This is a genomic window from Enterobacter cloacae complex sp. P42RS, assembly GCF_014930595.1.
In the GTDB taxonomy this organism is placed as follows: domain Bacteria; phylum Pseudomonadota; class Gammaproteobacteria; order Enterobacterales; family Enterobacteriaceae; genus Enterobacter; species Enterobacter bugandensis.
Genome location: NZ_JADBRK010000004.1, coordinates 148,096 through 167,023, shown reverse-complemented (window position 1 = coordinate 167,023; position 18,928 = coordinate 148,096). Strand labels below are relative to the sequence as shown.

Genomic DNA, 18,928 nt, shown 5'->3' with positions numbered 1-18,928 from the left:
CATACACGATTACTGGTTTATTGTCTCCCTGATCAATGTACTGAACCCGCTTACCTCCTGCGTCATTATTGTCAGTGTCGCAGTAATCCCCCCAGGAAGTAAAAATATGATTAATGTAATTATAAATGCTAAAAATAAATGGCTTTGTTATTCTCTGGCAGAAATAATAAAAAGCGTCAATAAGACGAAAAGTTCAAGGGCATTAGATATAACATATGATCTAACTGCCAGCGCTGTCGCCAGGGCCGATGTTATTATACTGTCTCTTGCTCCCGGTGAACCATATATCTGTCAGCGCGCTCTTTTCGGCAAGAAGTATTCATGTGTCGTTATCATCATGATCGAGACTACTGAGCAACCTTCTGGCATACGTCGTCCAGCCTGTCTGTACGGCACGATTTTTATCAACAAAAAAATAACTCCCGGGTCGTTAGAGAGTCTTATAAGGGGTAAATGGAGTGATATCGTTAAGTATAAATCGGCCATTATTGCTCCTGATTGTAACAGATGTCAGCACTTTCGCCTGAATGGTATTCAGTCAGAAATTTCACATCTTATAAGGAAAGATTTTGATGCTACTGAGATTTCAGCGATACTGAATATGAATATTAAAACTTTCTATTCACACAAATATATTTTGATGAAAAAACTTGGTCTGAAGAACACACATGACCTGTGCACTTTTTTGAAGGTTTATGATGATAAAATTGGTATTGACACACCGGGCACTTTATGTAAAAAGAAGGCATGCATTGCATATAAATCCAGTCTATAATAAAGTAAAAAGCGAGGTGCCACAATGAACCACTCCACGCCAGCCACAGAACTAAAACCCGTTGAGCATATAAATTCGCTTCTTGATGATTTCAGCAGGGTGGCTAAAGTAAAAACCGCCCCCCCGAAAACCCGTTTTCTGATGAAAAAAAACAGCAAGCCCATGTGTTTCCTGTTATACAAAGGGACATGCGTAATCTCCCGCAATGAAGACGGCCTGGTTATTTTAAAAATGACCGGGCCAAATATTTTTGGTATAAACCAGTTACTTCCGCCCGAGATTAATGTAACTATCGAGTCGTCTTCTGATATTGAGTACATCCAGGTTACGCATGAAGATTTTTTCAGCGTGGTGGAAAAAAATCAGACCTGGAAACAGGTATCATATGTTCAGATGTATGCTGTATCTATGCTGTACGAGCACCTGCGGAACAGTTATGGTTTATCAACTTATAAAATCATCAGTAACTTACTGTATGCGCTGAATAATGAGGATTTTGAAACAAGGGCCATGATTCCGGCTGCAGTTTATATCCAGGAAAGAACCTTTTTATCTCGAAGCGGGATCATGAAAATATTATCTGCTTTAAAAGCAGGGGGGTATATTGTAATCAAGAGAGGGTTGTTGATAAAAATTAACAAACTACCGGAGAATTACTGATGTGAATAATTTATTGACAGTAATTTAGTTCGTATTTTATAAATTTGCCAATTTAACCAAAGAGGTTTCAGTTATGCATTTCATTAGACGCCAAATAATTAACCACATCTTGAATATAAATAAAGCCACTCTGTTTATTTAACGTATAATTAATAACTTTATCTCTGAGTTCATGCTAAAGCCCTCCATATACCCCGCTACTTTTTTCATTTAACCATCCCAATAATTTTAATCATTATGATTTTACTAGCCAGCGTTGCCAGAATCAGAACGGACATCATCAGGGTGAATGGTTAGATTTTAACCCGAAAATAAACTAGATGTCCATTTTTAGATTTTTGGTGTATTTATGCTTTAAAAAAAGATTGATGACGCAATTTTAATATGGATAATTAACTTCAACAGGTATGGTCTATGGTTATTTCCAGTTTAGATCATGCTGTTACGGGGTATTATTCTGTAATATTAATGCTGAATGTTTTTCTTCGTGCGAGATTATCTTTTCAAATAATATCACACTGAAGATTATTTAGTGAAAAGAAGGTCTCCAGGCTGCCAGTTGAATAATAAGTAAAGGGTGGCCCTGATTATCTTGAAATTTACGGATAAATTTTACCAACTCACTGCGGATTATATTTAACTTTATATCCGCGGAAAATAAACATACACAGGAAAGACTATGTTAAACAACTTTATGAAAACTGCAGTGACTGCTGCTCTTCTGGTTTCCGGTATTCACGCCGCCTCCGCTGAAAGCGTGCAGGTGAATGTTATCGGCACCATCGTGCCGGCAGCCTGCACCCCGACCCTGTCCGGCGGCGGCGTGGTGGATTACGGCAATATCAAGGCCAGCACCCTGTCTGCCGATGCCTATACACTGCTGCCGGTAAAAAGTCTAGACTTTGCCATTAGTTGTGATGCCCCGGCACGCGTTGCCCTGCACGCAGTCAACGATCGTCCTGGTACCCTGGCTGGGGGCGAAGTGGCCAATGGTGTGGGTAAGGCTCCAGTAAATGTTTTTGGTAACACTTCTGGCCTTTACCCTGTTGTTGGTCTGGGTCTTGATGGTACCAAGAAAATTGGTGGTTACGGTTTGACCATTACGGGTGGCACTGTAACAGCTGACGGGAACCCTGTTGACAGTATTACCAATGCGCAGAATGACGGCACGGGAACATGGTATAGTTCAGGCAAGGGTCTCGGAGCCGGAACCCCTTTCAGTTGGACTCCACGTTCAATTTCATGGGCCCAAACAGGCACCCTGGTACCAGTGGCCTTTAAAACCCTGGCCGGTAAGCTGGATGTTCAGGCGTACATCAACAAGGCATCCGAGTTGGATCTGAGCCATGCCGTCAAGCTGGACGGCCAGACCACCCTGGAAGTGGTTTACCTGTAATTCCCGTCAATTCTACTGACGGCAGCCTCCCCCGCCACCCGGCGGGGGAGGCCCCCACGGCTCCCGGCCGTTCTGTTTCATTCTTCAGAGGCATATATCTAATGAAACTTTCCTCGTTTATCAAAACCGGGGCGGCTGCCCTCATGCTCGCGTCTGCGGTATCCCACGCCACCGGTATGGTGCCGGAAACGTCCGTCATTATTGTTGAGCAGAGTGACGGAGAGGGCAGCGTCAACGTGACCAACACCGACAGCTACCCGGTCCTGATGCTCAGCACGCTGAAAGCTGTTCCCGAAGATAAAGCGAATCTCCTGACCCTCACGCCGCCGGCAGCGCGCGTCGAAGCGGGCAAGACCCAGCGCGTGCGTTTTCTGATGACCGACAAGACACCGCTGACCACTGAACACCTGATGCGCGTCACCTTTGAGGGCGTTCCGCCGCAGAAGAAAGACCAGAATATCGTGCGCATGGGGTTCCGCCAGAACCTGCCCGTCATTATCCGTCCGGCCGGTCTGGCGAAAGACGAAGCCCCCTGGAAGGGTCTGGTCTGGAAGCAGTCCGGCAGCACGCTGACCGTCTCCAACCCGTCGCCTTACGTGGTGCGCATGGAGCAGAAGGTGCAGACCCTGCCGGATAACGCCACCTGGACCATGGACGGCACCTACGTGCTGCCGGGCCAGACACGCACGCTCTCCCTGGATAAAAAGGGCGCGGCTGCAGGCTCAGCCCGGCAGGTCCGCATCGCCCCCGCCACCACCTGGGGCTACTCGGTGCAGAGCTACGACGCACCACTCACTCACTGACAGTGATGTTAACGTGACTTCTCACTCTCGTCGCAAACGCCCGGGCGGGCCGCTTCAAACCGTGATGTTCCTGTGCATACTATCTGCACTTTCCGCATCGGCTGTGGCGGATATGGCCGCTCCGGTGGTTAAGAATCTCAATATATCCATCCATTCCCAGCAGCACCTTAAAATAAGAGCAGTATCTTTGTCGAATGCGATCCCGGATGCTGGTCAACCCCATGGCTGGCTGCTGTTCCCTGAAGCAACATTGCAAACGACCGGACAGGTTACCGGATTTGTTGAAGGGGTTGTGGATTCCCGGTCGGTAGTGGAGATCTGTCAGTCGGGTGTTCTGATCTACACTACAATACTGCCTGCCGGCCCGTTTAAAGTAGATGGATTCCGTTTGCTGGACACCCGCACAGAACTGGATGTCACCCTGATAGGAGATGATGGTACGAAGCGGCAATTTATTGTTAAATCTCCAGCATTTTTATCTCTAGCCCGAGGGGATGATTCGTTTTAAATTAAAGACTAGCCCCCCGTCAATGAAAAAGGATGATAAACCATAAAAGCCTCATTTGCATACACCGAATATTTAAAGAGATGATTTTATAATCGTGTTGTGATGTTCACCCTATGAAATACAGGCATAGCATTCTGGAGTGCTTCCGTCGAAAGATTAAGATTTAACGAACAAAAAATTTTTCTGGATACAAAAGAATTATCTATCAGATGAATTTTGCGGATTATGCTGAATTTAAACTTTTTCAGAGGCAAATAATATCACGCTGGTGACAATGGAACATGTACAGACAATCAGTGATAAATCTACCTACAAAAACTCTAAGTAAATACACCTGATAACATGTTGAACATTGATGGTTTTCGCTAAGTCTTTTCAGGCTCATCTCGTTTATGTAATCTGATGAGTACTCCGTTTTGAACTTCAATACAGTGTTCTTTCTTGAAAGTATCGATCGTCCGGGAAACCGTACTTGCAGAAAGACCTGTCAGATAACGCACGTAGTCATTTACTGTATGCGAAATTCGGACCTCCTCACTCTCGTCCTGCAATGACTGAAGTATCTTGTACACAACGTCAGCCGTTTCATCCGTCTTACGCTTCCTGGCATTTACAGACAGTTCAAGTACGAGTTCTGACAGGTTAACTGCAAGCTCTGACCATAAGCCATTTTCTTCAATCATAGTAAGCAGCTGCTGAACAGGGATTGAATACACCACAGAAGGATGGATCATTTTGAAAGCCAGCCCCTCCTGCGGATGAAACAATTGATTCAGCCCAATAATGTGAGGTCCATAAACTGTCCGCAAGGGGCGCTCATGGATGTCTGCAAAGATTACGGCAATCCCTGACTCGATGAGATGACATAAAAAAATACCATTGTGCCGGGACTTGATAATTTCACCGGGGGCTACAGCCTTAGCGGTTCCCTTCTGTCTTATAAGATCAATAATTTTTTGCATGCAATAAAATCTCCATGTTGATTAACCGGGATGTTCACTTCCTCAAGACATGCCCGTTGGACAACTCCTATATTATGAGTCTATATCATCCATTATAAGTCTCTTAAAGAAATTAACAATAGAACCTTCGTGTTAACTCACAGAAAGAACAAATATTCATGCCATCATAGTGGAATTATGCACTTCCGATTCTTTTTTGGATTATGGTCTTACAATTGGATTGAAATAAACTTTAATTGCAGGATCTATCATAAGATACTTAGACTCCAATAAACATCAGCATCATCTTAGGGTAAGTGATTGAAACCTGTTTTTCATTAGGAAATAAGATCATGTACAATCTTAATAAAGTAAACATTAGCACCAGATCTATGAATAGTGTTCAGGGACTGTTTGAATCTCTACGGACTTTTACTGGAATAAAAACAGGAAAAGAAACCCAACGGTTCATACTGGATAAAGACGGAGAAAGGATGTGCTTCATGCTATACAGTGGAACTTGCCTCGTAAAGCGAAGCAGCGATTCACTTGTTTTATCAACCATTACGGCGCCCTGCTTAGTTGGTCTGCATGACATATATCATGAGAAATCTGATGTACTTATTCATGCTGTAAGCGATATTGAGTATGGTATAACGAAAGCAAAGGATTTTTTCAATTTCGTCGATGAGAATCATCTATGGAAAGAAATATCGTATATGCTTATGATATCCACAACACGTTTTAGCGAGTATCAAAAAGAAACTGTGGGCATTAGTAATTATGAGCTTATATGTAATCTTCTTATGTCACTTAACAATGAGAGTTTTGAGATCCGCGCAACAACCAGCGCACTGGAATATATACAGGAAAGAAGTTCACTTTCGCGCAGCGGCATTATGAAAATATTAGCATCATTGAGAGATGGTGGTTACATTGTCATCAAAAAAGGATTATTAATTAAAATTAATAAACTGCCTAAAGGGTTTTAGTTTTCATATTTAATATGCGGGGTGATAATGTGATGCAAAAAAAAGACTATGATAACCTGACAAGAGTTACCGAGAATTATATTCTGGAATGTATGGGAAGGTTACTGGATCCATATGTGGATAACGAAGAAAATTTTCTGGAGCGGGCCTGTGCTGCTCTGGATCTCTGGTACAGAATTGCGAAGGATGGAAAAGTACAAGAAAAAGTACTTGATGCAGACTGCATTCGGCTCTCTGCATTTGTCTGGGAAAATACCTCTGCGAAGGATATTCAGGAACAGACATAAAAACTAATTACAGTCGACATGCCAGTAAGCAAAGAGGAAATTTTAAAATTCTGACGATATGATTTCTGCGGCAACACCAGTGAGCAATGAAGTAATATATCCATTGAGATCATTTAACATAAGATAGATTGCATGCACTCATAATACACCAACAGAAAAGGCCGCATCCCGCAGCCTTTCCTCTCACACTCACCCTTTCGGGAACACCCAAACATGCTTCTCCGGCAGCGAAAGATGGCAGTGCTGCGGATCCCGCACCTCATGCCCGTACGCGCGAATGACAAAATCATCTCCCGGCGTGCGGAACAGGTACTCCCAGCGGTCGCCAAGATACATGCTGGTGAGCAGCGGCAGCTCAAGCTGATTTTCCCCTGGCCCCTCAACCACCGCCACGCGCTCGACCCGGATCACCGCCGTAGCGTCATCACCGCTCTGTACCCCTTCGCCCGCCTGGCCCCACAGCACCCAGCCTTTTCCTTCGATACGCGCTCTGCCGTCGCGCACTTCGGTGACCTTACCGTGCAGGCGGTTGTTGCTGCCCATAAACTCGGCGGTAAACAGCGTTTTTGGCGAGCCGTACATCTCCTGCGGCGTGCCCTGTTGCTCAATTTTGCCGTTGTTAAGCAGCAGGATGCGGTCGGATATGGACATCGCTTCGTTCTGGTCGTGCGTCACCATCAGCGCGGATAACCCGAGCTTGATAATCAGCTCGCGCAGGAACACGCGGGCCTCTTCGCGCAGCTTGGCGTCGAGGTTGGAAAGCGGCTCGTCCAGCAAAATCACCGGTGGGTTGTACACCAGCGCCCGGCCAATCGCCACGCGCTGCTGTTGCCCGCCGGAGAGCTGGTGCGGGTGACGTTTGCCAAGATGCCCCAGACCCAACTGGTCCAGCACGTCCTGTACGCGCTGCTGGATCTCTTTGGCCGGAACTTTACGCAGCTTGAGCGGATAGGCCACGTTCTCAAACACGGTTTTGTGCGGCCACAGGGCATAGGACTGGAACACCAGCCCCAGGTTACGCTCTTCTGCCGGGATCTCACTGCGCGGCGTGCCGTCGTAAACTTTATTGTTGCCAATGACAATTGACCCCTGCGTCGGTTTTTCCAGACCCGCGACGGCACGCAGCAGGGTGGTTTTACCGCTGCCGGAGGGGCCTAACAGGGAGACCACTTCGCCGCGCTTCAGGTTCATGGAGACACCTTTTAAAACAGGATTGTCGCCGTAGGTTAAGTGCAGATCGTCAACCGCTAATTCAATCATGTATTTTCACTCCGAAACGAAGGGCAATGCCCAGACCTACCACGACCAGCAGGATGTTAATGAAAGAGAGCGCCGCCACGATATCAATGGCACCCGCGGCCCAGAGGGAAACCAGCATTGAACCGATGGTCTCCGTGCCGGGGGAAAGCAGATACACACCCGTTGAGTATTCGCGCTCAAAGATCAGAAACATCAGCAGCCACGAACCAATAAGACCGTAGCGGGAGAGGGGAATGGTCACATGGCGGGTGATCTGCCCGCGCGTCGCCCCGGTGCTGCGCGCGGCTTCTTCAAGCTCTGGCCCCACCTGCAGCAGCGTGGAAGAGATAAGCCTCAGCCCGTAAGCCATCCACACCACGGTATAGGCCAGCCAGACGCTGAAAATGGTGCTGCGCAGCGAACGCAGCCAGACGATGACGTTCTCGCGCATCCAGTCGGTCCAGGCGAACCCGGAAAGCCAGCCGGATTTCAGCGAGTTGTCCAGCCACATCGGCAGGAACAGGAACACCCACAGGAACGCCAGACCGGCAAGCAGGCCAGGCACGGCGCGCGGCACCAGTACGCTGTAGTCCAGGAAGCGCGTGGTGTTATCCGGTTTACGGTGCATCGCAATCCCGACGAACAGGTAGCACGCCACGGCCAGCGCGCCGCCAATCACCCCAATTGCCATGGAGTTGACGATGGCGCGCAGCAGGTTGGGCTGTGCCCAGATGGTGCGGAAAGTGCTCAGCGAAAGCTCATCCCACAGCGAAACGCCGACGCCCCAGTTGGAGATAAACGCGCGCAGCACCACGCCGAGCAGCGGCACGCCGATGGTGACGGTGAGCCAGAAGGCAACCACCGCCCCGGCAACCCAGCGCCATTTGCCCAGCGGTAACGCGCGAGCCTGTGAGGCTTTCCCTTTCATAGTGACGAAGCGGTTGGCGGTGCGCATCAGACGGCGCTGGAGCATCACCAGCGGGATGGTGATGCAGATCAGCACCACGGCAACCGCCGCCATCAGGTGATAGGAAGGCGTGCCGAGCTTGTTCGTCAACTGGTACAGGTAGGTTGCCAGCACCATATTGCCTTCCGGATCGCCGAGCACCAGCATCAGGCCAAATACTTCCAGCCCGAGGAAGAACAGCAGCACGATGGCGTACAGGATCGACGGGCGCACCATCGGCAGGCTGACGGAGGTCATCACCTGCAGCGGAGAGGCACCCGCAACGCGCGCGGCTTCTTCCACATCAGAGCCGACGCTGCGCAGCGCGGATGAAATATAGAGATAGGCATGCGGCACGTGCGTCAGGCCAGCAATGACCACGATGCTCGACATATCGTAGATGTTCCACGGCACAAAGCCGATCAGCGCCTGCGCCCACAGGGACAGAAAGCCCACGGGACCGGCAGCCACCACATAGCCAAAGCCGAGCACCATCGGCGATACGAAAATGGGGACCAGGATCAGCGGTTCAATCAGGCGGCGGCCGGGCAGGTCGGTGCGAACCATCAGAAACGCCAGCACGCCACCCAGCGGAATGGCGATGATGACCAGCCCGAAGGCGAGAATAAAACCGCTTCTTAGGGCCTTATAGAAATCAGGGTCGGTGAAGATAAAGCCAAATGATTCAAGGCTCCACTCTTTTGCCGGAGAAAAGAACGGAGCGGACAGGAAGCTCTGTATCACGATAAATGACAGCGGCGTGTAGATAACCAGAGCGGTTATCAGCACGACGATGCCGCGCGGCAGGCTTTGCCACTTTCTGCGTAATGTATTCATGGGGTATCCCTGGTGTTGCAGCCCAATAAAACGAACTCAGTCGACAGGGAGCGCGACGGCGTGCGCCGCGCCCGAACGCTTATTTGGCGGCGGCTGCACGCCACTCTTTGATGTACTCCAGGCGTTTTTTCGGCTGCAGGTACTCCAGCAGCGTTTCATCAACCGGGATCGGCTTCAGCGCGTTACCGAGGATTTTGGTCAGGCCGTCAATATCATTTTTGCCTTCGATATCGTTACGGATGGAGGGGATGTCCGCCTGACTGGCCAGAATGCTTTGCCCTTTTTCAGACAGCACATAGTCCAGCCACAGTTTTGCCGCATTGCTGTTTTGCGCCTGCTGGCTGATGAACGACACGCGCGAGAGCACCAGCGTGTAATCTTTCGGGTACGAAATGCCGAGAGAAGGATCGTTCTTCGCACGGGCTTCAGCATAGGATCCGAGGATGTTAAAGCCGATCAGGTTTTCACCGGAGGAAACCCTCTCCATCATGGTGCCCGTTGATGACTGCACCGCTAAGCCGCCTTTGGCGACGTCGGCCAGGGTTTTAAAGTAGTTTGGATCGGCCTTGTGATCCTGCACGGAAAGCATAAAGCCAAGACCCGATTTTTCGATGTCGTAGGTGGTGACTTTGCTCTTGAATTTGTCCGTCTGGCTGGCAATCAGCTTCGCCAGCGCGGCGTGAGAATCCGGCACGTCGCCAGCCGGGATCAGGCGCTTGTTGTAGATAAAGACCACTGGCTCATAGGTGGTGCCGTATGCCTTATCTTTCCAGACTGCCCATTTCGGCAGCTGACTTTGCTCCGGCGATTTGTACTCCATGGCGTAGTCGGTGGCGAGTTTCAGCCCGGTGTCCATTGAGGAGCTCCAGACCACGTCGCCGCTACCGCCGCCGGAGGCCTGTTCGCTGATAAAACGGTTGTACAGCTCGGTGCTGTTCATGTCGTTGTATTCAACTTTGATGCCCGGGTAGGTTTTTTCGAAGCCCGCAATCAGCGGCCCGGCGGCTTTGGTGTCGGTGGTGGAGTAAATCACCACCTTGCCCTCTTTGGTGGCGGCATCGACAACTTTTTGATACTCAGCAGGATAGCCCTGCGGCAGGGCAGACAGTGCAGAAGCAGAGAACAGGACGGTAGCGGTAAGCAGAGAAATTCGGAACGTGTTCGACATTATAGTTAACCTTTTAGTTACATTTGAGGAACTAATTGTCAACATAGCGTAAAGCGCGCCTCCGACAATAGGGAGGCGCGGGCAATGATTCCGAAGTGTGACTGTCACCATCGTTTCAGCAATTAACACCATAAAATCCGCGAACGTTTGCCTGCGAACGGTTTCGGATTACGGTTTATCGTCGGCTTTGCGGTATAGCCGCCGTGGATGACCAATATTGCCATACAGCATTTCGACGATGATTAACCCGCTCTCCACGCAGTATTCCAGGTAGCGACGCCCCGTGGTTTTGCTGATCCCCACGTTTTCCACCACCTCTTCAACCGACATCGCGCTGTCGGGATGTTCGGCGAACAGGCGTTTAATCCTTTCCAGCGTTTGGGGTTCAATGCCCTTCGTCGACGGCGTAATGGAGGCTTCCGCGGCAGGCAGATTAAACAGACGATCCAGCGCGTGCTGGTCGACCACCTTCACCTGCTGCACGGTGTGGACGAAGCGCATAAACCGCTCCAGCGAGGCGTGCAGGCGCTGGAAAAAGACGGGCTTGATCAGGTAGTCAAACGCGCCGCTGCGCATGGCATGGCTGCAGGTCTGCATATCGCTGGCGGCGGTGATGAAGATCACCGAGCATTCATAGCTTTTCAACAGCGGGTTATCGATGAGCTCCACGCCTTTACCGTCCGGGAGATAGTTGTCCAGCAGGATAAGCCGCGGCTGATGCTGACGAATCAGGCTGCATGCCTGCTCAATCGACGCGGCGATGCCCACCACGCGCAAGTGAAAATTCTGCTCGATATACTCGCGATGCAGCTCCGCCAGGTGCGGTTCATCTTCAACGATCACAACGTCAAGTGGTTGGGTCATGCGGTTGTCCATTGGGAATAAACACAGAAAAAATGGTGCCCTGCGGCGTGTTGTCGGCGATCTCTATGCTGCCGCCCGCTTTCCTGATATAGCCTGCCACCAGAAACAGGCCAATACCGTGCTCGGTACCCACAATGTCGTTTTCACTTTCCGGTTTGCTGCTGAATCCCTGGCGGAAAATGTGTGGCTTCACCGCCTCATCCACACCGCAGCCTCTGTCTGCCACCTCTATCAACAACTCCTGGTTGCGGTCAGAAATGTAGAGTTCCACCGGCGCGGGGACCGGTGCCTTAAGGGTCGCATCCACCGCGTTATCCAGCAGGTTACCAATAATGGACATCAGCTCCGTTTCGTTGAGCGTGCCGGGCATGCGGGTGAGCTGGCAGGCCGGGTCAAACTGCAGTTCAACGCCTTTTTCGCGCGCGCTGACGTATTTTCCTAACAGCAGCCCGCACAGGGCCGGAGAGGAAAAATGGGCCGAAACGAAGTCCAGCACGCGCTGCGCGCCTTCTGACTGCATCTGGATGTAACGGATCGCCTCGTCATAGTGTTTCATCTGCAGCAGCCCCACCAGCGTCGCGGTCCAGTTCAGCTGCTCGTGGCGCATAATGCGCAGGTTGTCCGCATAGCGCTTGATCTGGCTCAGTTGGCTGCTGAGGGTGTTAATGTCGTTTTTGTCGCGAAAGCTGTACACCCAGCCGCTTTCAACGCCGGGTTCGACCTCAATCGCCACGCGGTTAACGATCACCTCTCGCTGGTTAAGCACTGCGATTTGGTCGTGGCGACCAGCGCTTACCGAGGCGTAGCGCTGGGATAAAAAGCCCGGCGACGTCTGCAGAACGTCTTCCAGCGGTTTGCCGATAAGTTCTTTCTCACTTTGATGAATATCGAGCATCTCCCTGGCTGCCCGGTTAATTAAAATCAGCCGCTTCTCTTCATTGATGGCAAATACCCCCTCGTACATGGCTTCTAATAGCGCGCGTTGCTGCAAAACCAACTGGGCGATATCTTTCGGCTCAAGGCGGAACATCTGCTTTTTAAGATTGCGGGTAAACAGCCAGGAGAAAATAAACAGCAACAGCAGAAGGGCAATACCGTACAGTCCAGCCTGCCAGAGAATGCGGGCGTTAATATTGGCGATATACGAGGTCAGATAGCCGACCGAGACGATGCCAATGACCTGATGCTGCGCATTAAAGATTGGCGCTTTGCTGCGCAGCGACACCCCAATCCCGCCCTGACGCACGGAAATAATGGTTTTGCCTTTTAACACCTCCGCATTATCCCCTCCAATCATCGGTAAATTAATGCGCTCCGGTGATTCCGAATGATAAAGGTGCTGTTCCCGGGTATCGCCAATCACAATATAGCTGGCATCGCTTTCGGCACGCAGCGGCTGTATTAAGCGGGCGATACCGGGGATATCTCTGGCTGCCACCATTTCCGCCAGACCCGGTATCAGGGCGATTTCACTGGCCTGTACCCGGGCGCGCTGGCCCAAATCGTGGTGTAGCTGTCGGTCAATAAAATGAAACAGGATCGTTCCCAGCAGAACTAAGAGCAGGCAGGAGAAGCACACCAGCGCTAAAAACAGCTTTACCTGAAAAGAGAGTCTGCGTTTCATTCAACCTGTGCTAGCCCTATGAAAGTGAGAGATTTGCGGAGCCTGACATGTGCCAATAGCGGACGCAATCTGGCGAGAAAAGAGTTGTGACCTGGCTTTTCGTTTTCGGCGTTATAGCCATCAGGATCCCGTAAGGCTATGCTTCATTCAGCACGATAATAATTACAGAGGCAATGTCATGGATAAAGAACTACTGGATGAGGGGTACCGGGCCTATACCGGCGAGAAAATTGACGTTTACTTTAATACCGGGATCTGCAAACACTCAGGTAACTGCGTGCGTGGGAGCGCAAAGCTGTTTAATCTGAAACGTAAGCCGTGGATCATTCCCGATGAAGTGGACGTTGAAACGGTTGTACGCGTGATTGATACCTGCCCGAGCGGTGCGCTGAAGTATCGCCAAAAATAAGCGAGGAACCATGGAAATTCTGGAAGGCCATAACAAGTTTTACGTGAATGATGAGAACGGCAATCAGGTCGCAGAGATTGTCTTCGTGCCGACCGGCGAGCACCTGAGCATTATCGAGCACACCGATGTGGATGAGAGCCTGAAAGGGCAGGGCGTCGGTAAACAGCTGGTGGCGAAAGTGGTGGAGAAGATGCGCGGTGAGAACCGCAAAATTATTCCGCTGTGCCCGTTTGCGAAGCATGAGTTTGATAAGACGCGGGAATATGACGATATTCGGGCGTAAATAACGCGCCCGGCAGCACGCCGGGCACGAGTACGTCTAGCCAACAAACATCACCGACACGCACAGCACGCCGACGACCAGCGTCAGCAGGCTGCCAATTGAGCGGTACGGTTTCAGGGAAGGGATCAGATACGTCGACAGCGTCGGCATGATAAACAGGATCATGGCGATAAGCGGGCCGCTGATGGCGTAAATCATTGAGATGGCGTTCGGGTTAATGCAGCAGACCGCAAAGGTGATTAACGACACCCCCATAATGGAAATCGCGCGGTTAAAGGCGCGGCTCTTTTTAATCCCCACCTGATTTAGCGACGACTTCACGATCTCCGTCGCCCCTTCAATCACCCCAAAATAGGTGCCGAGGAACGATTTCGACATCGCTACGATCGCCACGATAATCCCGGAAATGCCGAGCCAGGCTGGGGAAGACGGCATCATCGACAGCGCTGACAGAATCGTCACCCCCTGCTCTTTGGCGGCCATAATATAGGACGGTGGGATAGAGAGCAGGCAGCTGAAGACAAAGAACAGCACGCTCAGGCAGATAATCAGGTACGCCACCTTCATGATCTTCTTGCATTTATCCATGGCACCGTCGGCAAACTTCTCGCGACGGTCAACGGCAAACGTTGAGATAATCGGGGTATGGCTAAAGGCAAACACCATCACCGGAATTGAAATCCATACCTGATGCAGCGTTTGGCGATCGAAAGCCATCTGGCTGGTGAGCAACGAGGGCTGCCAGCTTCCGGTGAGATAGATCGAGACAAACAGGAAATAGGCAATCAGCGGAAACACCAGGAAGCCCATCACTTTTATCGTGATATGCCGTCCCATCAGGAAAATCAGATTCAATACCAGCACCACCCCCAGGCTGACCAGCACGCGAACGGTGGTGTCCACCGTCAGGTGTTTTGCCAGCTGCTCGGTTAACGAGTTGGTAATGGCCACCGCATAAATCTGCACCACCACAAAAAAGGCGATGAAATAGAGCGTGGTGATCAGATTGCCAATCTTCTTACCATAGTAGTGGGAGACGGCGCCGGTGATCCCTTCATTACCTTTTGTGTTTGACGAGAGAATAAATTGCGCCAGCGCCCGGTGCGGCCAGTAGGTTAACGGATAGGCCACGAGGGCGGTGATAAACAGGACAATAGCGCCTGCGGAGCCCAGCTGAATGGGCAAGAACAGCGTTCCTGCGCCCACGGCCGTGCCATAGAGAGCGAAACTCCAGAGAGTCTCATCTTTTGACCAAATTTTCGACATTAGAGCAACGTTTCAACTAACAAACCATCAGAATGGCGTGCAATTTACCATAGTTATGCCTGAAGAGCGCAGTTGCTTCGACGGAGTTTGGCCGGAACAGGCGTCCGGCCAGCGAGGGTTTAGCCTGCAAGAGCGCGTCGTTGCTGACGACGCTTAAGGAATTTCTCACGCAGGTTATCGTATGCCCAGTTATAGAACATGGTGTATGGCAGGAAGAACAGGAAGAAACCAATTTCTAACGTGAATGCCTCAAGCAGGGTCACGCCCAGCACGGCGGCGACAATCGACACGCCGATTACAATAAACCCGCATTCGAACCCCAGGGCGTGCAGCGCGCGCACTTTTGCCGTACGTTTTACGCGCTGGACAGGCCAGAAACGGTCGAAGCCGAAGTTATAGATAATGTTCCAGAGCATGGCGGTGGTAGCCAGGATAATGGTTAACCCACCCATCTCCACCACCGATCGCTGCATCAGCCATGCCGCCGTGGGGGCGAGAATTGCCGTGGCAATCCCTTCGAAACAGACAGCATGAAAGATCCGCTCCGGCAGCTTACGTTGGAGTGCATCCTGATGTTGCATAGTGTAGACCTCATTAATTCACCGGTATGGGCGTTGATGCAGCCTATTTTTATCGCTAAAGGTGATATATTAAAGATGGTATCCATCGATAAAGTAGATAGTTTATGCGCTATTCACCTGAAGCTCTTACTGCGTTTGTTGAGACCGTTGCGGCAGGCTCTTTCTCTGCTGCCGCGCGCAGGCTGCGTAAAAGCCAGTCGACGATCAGCACCTCCATTGCCAACCTTGAAGCCGATCTTGGTTTCGAACTGTTTGACCGCTCGGCGCGCCAGCCGGTGTTAACGGTCCAGGGAGAACAGGTGCTGGGCTATGTGCAGGCCATCCTCGCCGCCAGCACGCGGCTGGATGAGCTGGCGGTGTCGTTAACGGCACAAACGGAGGCGCGTCTGACGTTTGTCCTCTCCGATACCCTCAACCCCGACGTGCTTGAAGATCTGATGAAGCAGTTTGACGCTCGCTTTCCCCACACGGAATTCGAATGCCTGATTGGCGAGGAAGAGGACGTGATCGATCTGCTGCAAAAGGAGCGCGCGCAGGTGGGGCTGACGGAAGCGCGAGACGGTTATCCTACGGATATTGGCGCTACCCGGCTGCCGGTGCAGACCCGAATGGCGATATATGCCGCGACCACGCATCCGCTCGCCGGACAACGCGAGGTGCAGAGCGACGAGCTGCACGGCTGGCGGGAGCTGAGGCTCAGCACCTACCTTGAGCGCGAGGCTGAGATCGCGCGCGGGCCCGTCTGGTCAGCGCCGAACTACCTGTTATTGCTGAGTATGGCCGTCCAGGGGTTCGGCTGGTGCGTGCTGCCGTGCGCGCTGGTGGATGAATTCGCCGCCGCGAAGTCGCTGGTACAGCTCAATGTTCCCGGCTGGCCACGGGCGATCGGCATCGATCTGCTGTGGAATAAACGATCCCCTCCCGGCGTGGCCGGAAGCTGGCTACGGCAGTATCTGCAGGATGCACGCTAATCCTTGTGATTAAACTCACTATTTTTAAACAATTAAGATAATTGCCAGTAACAATCCTCTACTATCGTCATGTCATTTAACACAGAGGTCGTGATGAAAGATGTCGTAATAGTGGGTGCGTTGCGTACGGCTATCGGCTGTTTTCAGGGAGCGCTTGCGCGTCACTCGGCGGTTGACCTGGGCAGCGTGGTCGTTAAAGCGCTGGTGGAACGTAGCGGGATCGCAGCCCATGAAGTTGATGAGGTGATCCTGGGGCAGGTTCTCACGGCCGGTGCCGGGCAAAACCCTGCGCGTCAGGCGGCGCTGAAGGGTGGGCTGCCCAATACCGTCTCCGCCATTACCATCAACGACGTCTGTGGTTCAGGGTTAAAAGCGCTGCATCTCGCCACCCAGGCCATTCAGTGTGGTGAAGCGGATGTGGTTATAGCTGGCGGACAAGAGAACATGAGCCGCGCGCCGCACGTTCTCACCGATAGCCGAACCGGCGCGCAGCTGGGTAACAGCCAGCTGCTCGACAGCCTCGTGCATGACGGGCTGTGGGATGCGTTCAACGACTATCATATGGGCGTGACGGCAGAAAACCTGGCGCGCGAGTACGGCATTAGCCGCGAATTGCAGGACGCCTATGCGCTCAGTTCGCAGCAAAAAGCGCGTACCGCGATTGATTCCGGTCGCTTTCGCGACGAGATTGTCCCGGTCAGCACGCAGCGTCAGAACGGCGAGGCGATCGTCGTCGATACCGATGAACAGCCGCGCACGGATGCCAGCGCAGAAGGCCTGGCGAGACTGAACCCCGCGTTTGAAACACAGGGCTCAGTCACCGCGGGCAATGCCTCGTCCATTAACGACGGTGCCGCCGCCGTGATGATGATGAGCGAAAGCAAAGCCCTTGAGCTCGATCTCCCCGTGCTGGCCCGCATTAAGGCGTTTGCCAGCGTGGGCGTGGATCCTGCGTTGATGGGGATTGCGCCGGTCTACGCTACCCGTCGCTGCCTGGAGCGCGCAGGGTGGCAGCTTTCGGATGTCGATCTGATCGAAGTGAACGAAGCCTTTGCCGCGCAGGCGATCTCGGTCGGCAAAATGCTGGAATGGGATCCGCTGCGGGTCAACGTGAACGGCGGTGCAATTGCGCTGGGTCATCCCATCGGCGCGTCCGGCTGCCGAATCCTGGTTTCGCTGGTCCACGAAATGAAAAAGCGAAACGCGCGCAAAGGGATCGCTACCCTCTGTATAGGCGGCGGACAGGGTGTGGCGCTCGCCATCGAACGCTAATTTCTCCTCCCTTAAAAAACCTCCTTCGGGAGGTTTTTTTTATCGTGCTCTTCTCTTCATGGGAAGTAATCGTGATCCGCGCGTCATTTCTGTTATAAACAAAAATAAAAAATGAAACGTTGTTTTAATTGCAATTGAAAACCCTATTTTATGCCGCTAGTATGTGCTCATCATAAAACGAAACGTCGTTTCGTTTAATTTCTGCCTTCGGGCATGACCACATCTGGAGGTTACCGTGGACGTCAGACAAAGCATCCACAGCGCGCACGCCAAAACGCTGGATACTCAGGGACTGCGCAGCGAGTTTTTAGTTGAGCAGGTGTTCGAAGCCGATAAGTACACCATGGTCTATAGCCACATCGACCGCATTATCGTGGGCGGCATTATGCCGGTGGCGAAAACCGTCTCCGTGGGCGGTGAAGTAGGCAAGCAGCTGGGCGTAAGCTACTTCCTGGAGCGTCGTGAGCTGGGCGTGATTAATATTGGCGGGCCGGGCACGATTACCGTGGACGGCCAGTGCTACGAGATTGGCCACCGCGACGGGCTGTACGTCGGCAAAGGGGCGAAAGAGGTGGTCTTTGCCAGCCTCGACGGCAGTAAACCCGCGAAGTTTTACTACAACTGCGCCCCGGCGCACACCGCTTATCCAACCAAAAAAGTAACGCCCGCGGACGTTGCGCCCGTGACGCTGGGCGACAACCTCACCAGCAACCGCCGCACCATCAATAAATACTTCGTGCCGGATGTGCTGGAAACCTGCCAGCTCAGCATGGGGCTGACCGAGCTTGCGCCAGGCAACCTGTGGAACACCATGCCGTGCCATACCCACGAACGCCGCATGGAAGTCTACTTCTACTTCAACATGGATGAAGACGCCTGCGTGTTCCACATGATGGGACAGCCTCAGGAAACCCGTCATATCGTCATGCATAACGAGCAGGCGGTGATTTCACCCAGCTGGTCTATTCACTCCGGCGTGGGGACTAAAGCCTATACCTTCATCTGGGGGATGGTTGGAGAAAACCAGGTCTTCGATGACATGGACCACGTCGCGGTTAAGGATCTGCGCTAGTCGCGGGCAGTTAAGCATACATCTGCCTGTTGAT

General features: G+C 51.8%; 20 protein-coding genes. 12 read left to right on the top strand and 8 right to left on the bottom strand.

The window, feature by feature from the left end; translation table 11 throughout:
• Positions 1-106 precede the first annotated feature (106 nt).
• From IM314_RS06700 to IM314_RS06680, 5 genes are all read left to right on the top strand, one after another.
• On the top strand, positions 107-775 hold the full coding sequence (locus IM314_RS06700) for a response regulator transcription factor (protein ID WP_193358451.1): 669 nt from the start codon (positions 107-109) through the stop codon (positions 773-775).
• A 24-nt stretch (positions 776-799) separates the two neighbouring features.
• Positions 800-1,435 (top strand): helix-turn-helix domain-containing protein, encoded by a 636-nt coding sequence (locus IM314_RS06695; protein WP_193358450.1) that lies wholly within the window; start codon positions 800-802, stop codon positions 1,433-1,435.
• Positions 1,436-2,114: 679 nt separating this feature from the next.
• On the top strand, positions 2,115-2,831 hold the full coding sequence (locus IM314_RS06690) for a DUF1120 domain-containing protein (RefSeq protein WP_193358449.1): 717 nt from the start codon (positions 2,115-2,117) through the stop codon (positions 2,829-2,831).
• Positions 2,832-2,932: 101 nt separating this feature from the next.
• Entirely contained in the window at positions 2,933-3,634 is a 702-nt protein-coding gene (locus tag IM314_RS06685) for a fimbria/pilus chaperone family protein (RefSeq protein ID WP_193358448.1), read from the top strand.
• 13 nt (positions 3,635-3,647) lie between these two features.
• On the top strand, positions 3,648-4,142 hold the full coding sequence (locus IM314_RS06680; protein WP_193358447.1) for a fimbria/pilus outer membrane usher protein: 495 nt from the start codon (positions 3,648-3,650) through the stop codon (positions 4,140-4,142).
• Positions 4,143-4,507: 365 nt separating this feature from the next.
• Here IM314_RS06680 and IM314_RS06675 read toward each other — a convergent pair whose 3' ends face one another.
• Complete coding sequence (locus tag IM314_RS06675; protein ID WP_193358446.1) at positions 4,508-5,104, bottom strand: helix-turn-helix domain-containing protein; 597 nt, start codon at positions 5,102-5,104, stop codon at positions 4,508-4,510.
• A gap of 482 nt (positions 5,105-5,586) precedes the next feature.
• Here IM314_RS06675 and IM314_RS06670 point away from each other — a divergent pair, with 482 nt between their 5' ends.
• Positions 5,587-6,075, top strand: coding sequence for a helix-turn-helix domain-containing protein (locus IM314_RS06670; protein ID WP_193358445.1), 489 nt, complete (start codon positions 5,587-5,589; stop codon positions 6,073-6,075).
• Between the two features lie 32 nt (positions 6,076-6,107).
• Complete coding sequence (locus IM314_RS06665) at positions 6,108-6,362, top strand: hypothetical protein (protein ID WP_193358444.1); 255 nt, start codon at positions 6,108-6,110, stop codon at positions 6,360-6,362.
• A 189-nt stretch (positions 6,363-6,551) separates the two neighbouring features.
• On the opposite strand, the gene IM314_RS06660 is transcribed toward IM314_RS06665, so the two are convergent.
• The 5 genes from IM314_RS06660 to IM314_RS06640 form a co-directional block, all read right to left on the bottom strand.
• Positions 6,552-7,622, bottom strand: coding sequence for an ABC transporter ATP-binding protein (locus tag IM314_RS06660; RefSeq protein ID WP_041908363.1), 1,071 nt, complete (start codon positions 7,620-7,622; stop codon positions 6,552-6,554).
• Positions 7,615-9,384, bottom strand: coding sequence for an iron ABC transporter permease (locus IM314_RS06655; RefSeq protein WP_080330079.1), 1,770 nt, complete (start codon positions 9,382-9,384; stop codon positions 7,615-7,617). Before IM314_RS06655 ends, IM314_RS06660 begins: the two co-directional genes overlap by 8 nt.
• A 79-nt stretch (positions 9,385-9,463) precedes the next feature.
• Positions 9,464-10,552: an ABC transporter substrate-binding protein gene (locus tag IM314_RS06650; RefSeq protein ID WP_028014307.1), complete on the bottom strand. Its 1,089-nt coding sequence runs from the start codon at positions 10,550-10,552 to the stop codon at positions 9,464-9,466.
• Between the two features lie 168 nt (positions 10,553-10,720).
• The gene (locus IM314_RS06645) at positions 10,721-11,416 is read right to left on the bottom strand and encodes a response regulator (RefSeq protein ID WP_075206212.1); all 696 of its coding nucleotides are present in this window, start codon (positions 11,414-11,416) and stop codon (positions 10,721-10,723) included.
• Positions 11,400-13,040 (bottom strand): sensor histidine kinase, encoded by a 1,641-nt coding sequence (locus tag IM314_RS06640; RefSeq protein ID WP_063437488.1) that lies wholly within the window; start codon positions 13,038-13,040, stop codon positions 11,400-11,402. The genes IM314_RS06645 and IM314_RS06640 overlap by 17 nt, the downstream gene beginning before the upstream one ends.
• A gap of 178 nt (positions 13,041-13,218) precedes the next feature.
• Between IM314_RS06640 and yjdI the strand changes: the two genes are divergently transcribed.
• Complete coding sequence (gene yjdI / locus IM314_RS06635) at positions 13,219-13,449, top strand: 4Fe-4S mono-cluster protein YjdI (protein ID WP_041908367.1); 231 nt, start codon at positions 13,219-13,221, stop codon at positions 13,447-13,449.
• A gap of 10 nt (positions 13,450-13,459) precedes the next feature.
• Positions 13,460-13,732, top strand: coding sequence for a GNAT family N-acetyltransferase (locus IM314_RS06630; RefSeq protein WP_048957332.1), 273 nt, complete (start codon positions 13,460-13,462; stop codon positions 13,730-13,732).
• A 36-nt stretch (positions 13,733-13,768) separates the two neighbouring features.
• On the opposite strand, the gene IM314_RS06625 is transcribed toward IM314_RS06630, so the two are convergent.
• A complete protein-coding gene (locus IM314_RS06625) occupies positions 13,769-14,998 on the bottom strand; it encodes an amino acid permease (RefSeq protein ID WP_059358104.1) in 1,230 nt (409 codons plus the stop codon).
• Between the two features lie 119 nt (positions 14,999-15,117).
• On the bottom strand, positions 15,118-15,579 hold the full coding sequence (locus tag IM314_RS06620; RefSeq protein WP_041908370.1) for a multidrug/biocide efflux PACE transporter: 462 nt from the start codon (positions 15,577-15,579) through the stop codon (positions 15,118-15,120).
• A gap of 104 nt (positions 15,580-15,683) precedes the next feature.
• On the opposite strand from IM314_RS06620, the gene IM314_RS06615 reads away from it, so the two are divergent.
• From IM314_RS06615 to kduI, 3 genes are all read left to right on the top strand, one after another.
• Entirely contained in the window at positions 15,684-16,550 is an 867-nt protein-coding gene (locus IM314_RS06615) for a LysR family transcriptional regulator (RefSeq protein ID WP_193358443.1), read from the top strand.
• A 93-nt stretch (positions 16,551-16,643) separates the two neighbouring features.
• Entirely contained in the window at positions 16,644-17,822 is a 1,179-nt protein-coding gene (locus tag IM314_RS06610) for an acetyl-CoA C-acetyltransferase (protein ID WP_193358442.1), read from the top strand.
• Between the two features lie 235 nt (positions 17,823-18,057).
• Complete coding sequence (kduI, locus tag IM314_RS06605; protein WP_047364474.1) at positions 18,058-18,894, top strand: 5-dehydro-4-deoxy-D-glucuronate isomerase; 837 nt, start codon at positions 18,058-18,060, stop codon at positions 18,892-18,894.
• The last annotated feature ends 34 nt before the right edge of the window (positions 18,895-18,928 follow it).

What these genes read in the sequence shown, in the direction of transcription:
- IM314_RS06700 (WP_193358451.1), top strand. Translation starts at nt 107, where the DNA reads ATGATTAATGTAATTATAAATGCTAAAAATAAATGGCTTTGTTATTCT.
- IM314_RS06695 (WP_193358450.1), top strand. Translation starts at nt 800, where the DNA reads ATGAACCACTCCACGCCAGCCACAGAACTAAAACCCGTTGAGCATATA.
- IM314_RS06690 (WP_193358449.1), top strand. Translation starts at nt 2,115, where the DNA reads ATGTTAAACAACTTTATGAAAACTGCAGTGACTGCTGCTCTTCTGGTT.
- IM314_RS06685 (WP_193358448.1), top strand. Translation starts at nt 2,933, where the DNA reads ATGAAACTTTCCTCGTTTATCAAAACCGGGGCGGCTGCCCTCATGCTC.
- IM314_RS06675 (WP_193358446.1), bottom strand. Translation starts at nt 5,104, where the DNA reads ATGCAAAAAATTATTGATCTTATAAGACAGAAGGGAACCGCTAAGGCT.
- IM314_RS06670 (WP_193358445.1), top strand. Translation starts at nt 5,587, where the DNA reads ATGCTATACAGTGGAACTTGCCTCGTAAAGCGAAGCAGCGATTCACTT.
- IM314_RS06665 (WP_193358444.1), top strand. Translation starts at nt 6,108, where the DNA reads ATGCAAAAAAAAGACTATGATAACCTGACAAGAGTTACCGAGAATTAT.
- IM314_RS06660 (WP_041908363.1), bottom strand. Translation starts at nt 7,622, where the DNA reads ATGATTGAATTAGCGGTTGACGATCTGCACTTAACCTACGGCGACAAT.
- IM314_RS06655 (WP_080330079.1), bottom strand. Translation starts at nt 9,384, where the DNA reads ATGAATACATTACGCAGAAAGTGGCAAAGCCTGCCGCGCGGCATCGTC.
- IM314_RS06650 (WP_028014307.1), bottom strand. Translation starts at nt 10,552, where the DNA reads ATGTCGAACACGTTCCGAATTTCTCTGCTTACCGCTACCGTCCTGTTC.
- IM314_RS06645 (WP_075206212.1), bottom strand. Translation starts at nt 11,416, where the DNA reads ATGACCCAACCACTTGACGTTGTGATCGTTGAAGATGAACCGCACCTG.
- IM314_RS06640 (WP_063437488.1), bottom strand. Translation starts at nt 13,040, where the DNA reads ATGAAACGCAGACTCTCTTTTCAGGTAAAGCTGTTTTTAGCGCTGGTG.
- yjdI (WP_041908367.1), top strand. Translation starts at nt 13,219, where the DNA reads ATGGATAAAGAACTACTGGATGAGGGGTACCGGGCCTATACCGGCGAG.
- IM314_RS06630 (WP_048957332.1), top strand. Translation starts at nt 13,460, where the DNA reads ATGGAAATTCTGGAAGGCCATAACAAGTTTTACGTGAATGATGAGAAC.
- IM314_RS06625 (WP_059358104.1), bottom strand. Translation starts at nt 14,998, where the DNA reads ATGTCGAAAATTTGGTCAAAAGATGAGACTCTCTGGAGTTTCGCTCTC.
- IM314_RS06620 (WP_041908370.1), bottom strand. Translation starts at nt 15,579, where the DNA reads ATGCAACATCAGGATGCACTCCAACGTAAGCTGCCGGAGCGGATCTTT.
- IM314_RS06615 (WP_193358443.1), top strand. Translation starts at nt 15,684, where the DNA reads ATGCGCTATTCACCTGAAGCTCTTACTGCGTTTGTTGAGACCGTTGCG.
- IM314_RS06610 (WP_193358442.1), top strand. Translation starts at nt 16,644, where the DNA reads ATGAAAGATGTCGTAATAGTGGGTGCGTTGCGTACGGCTATCGGCTGT.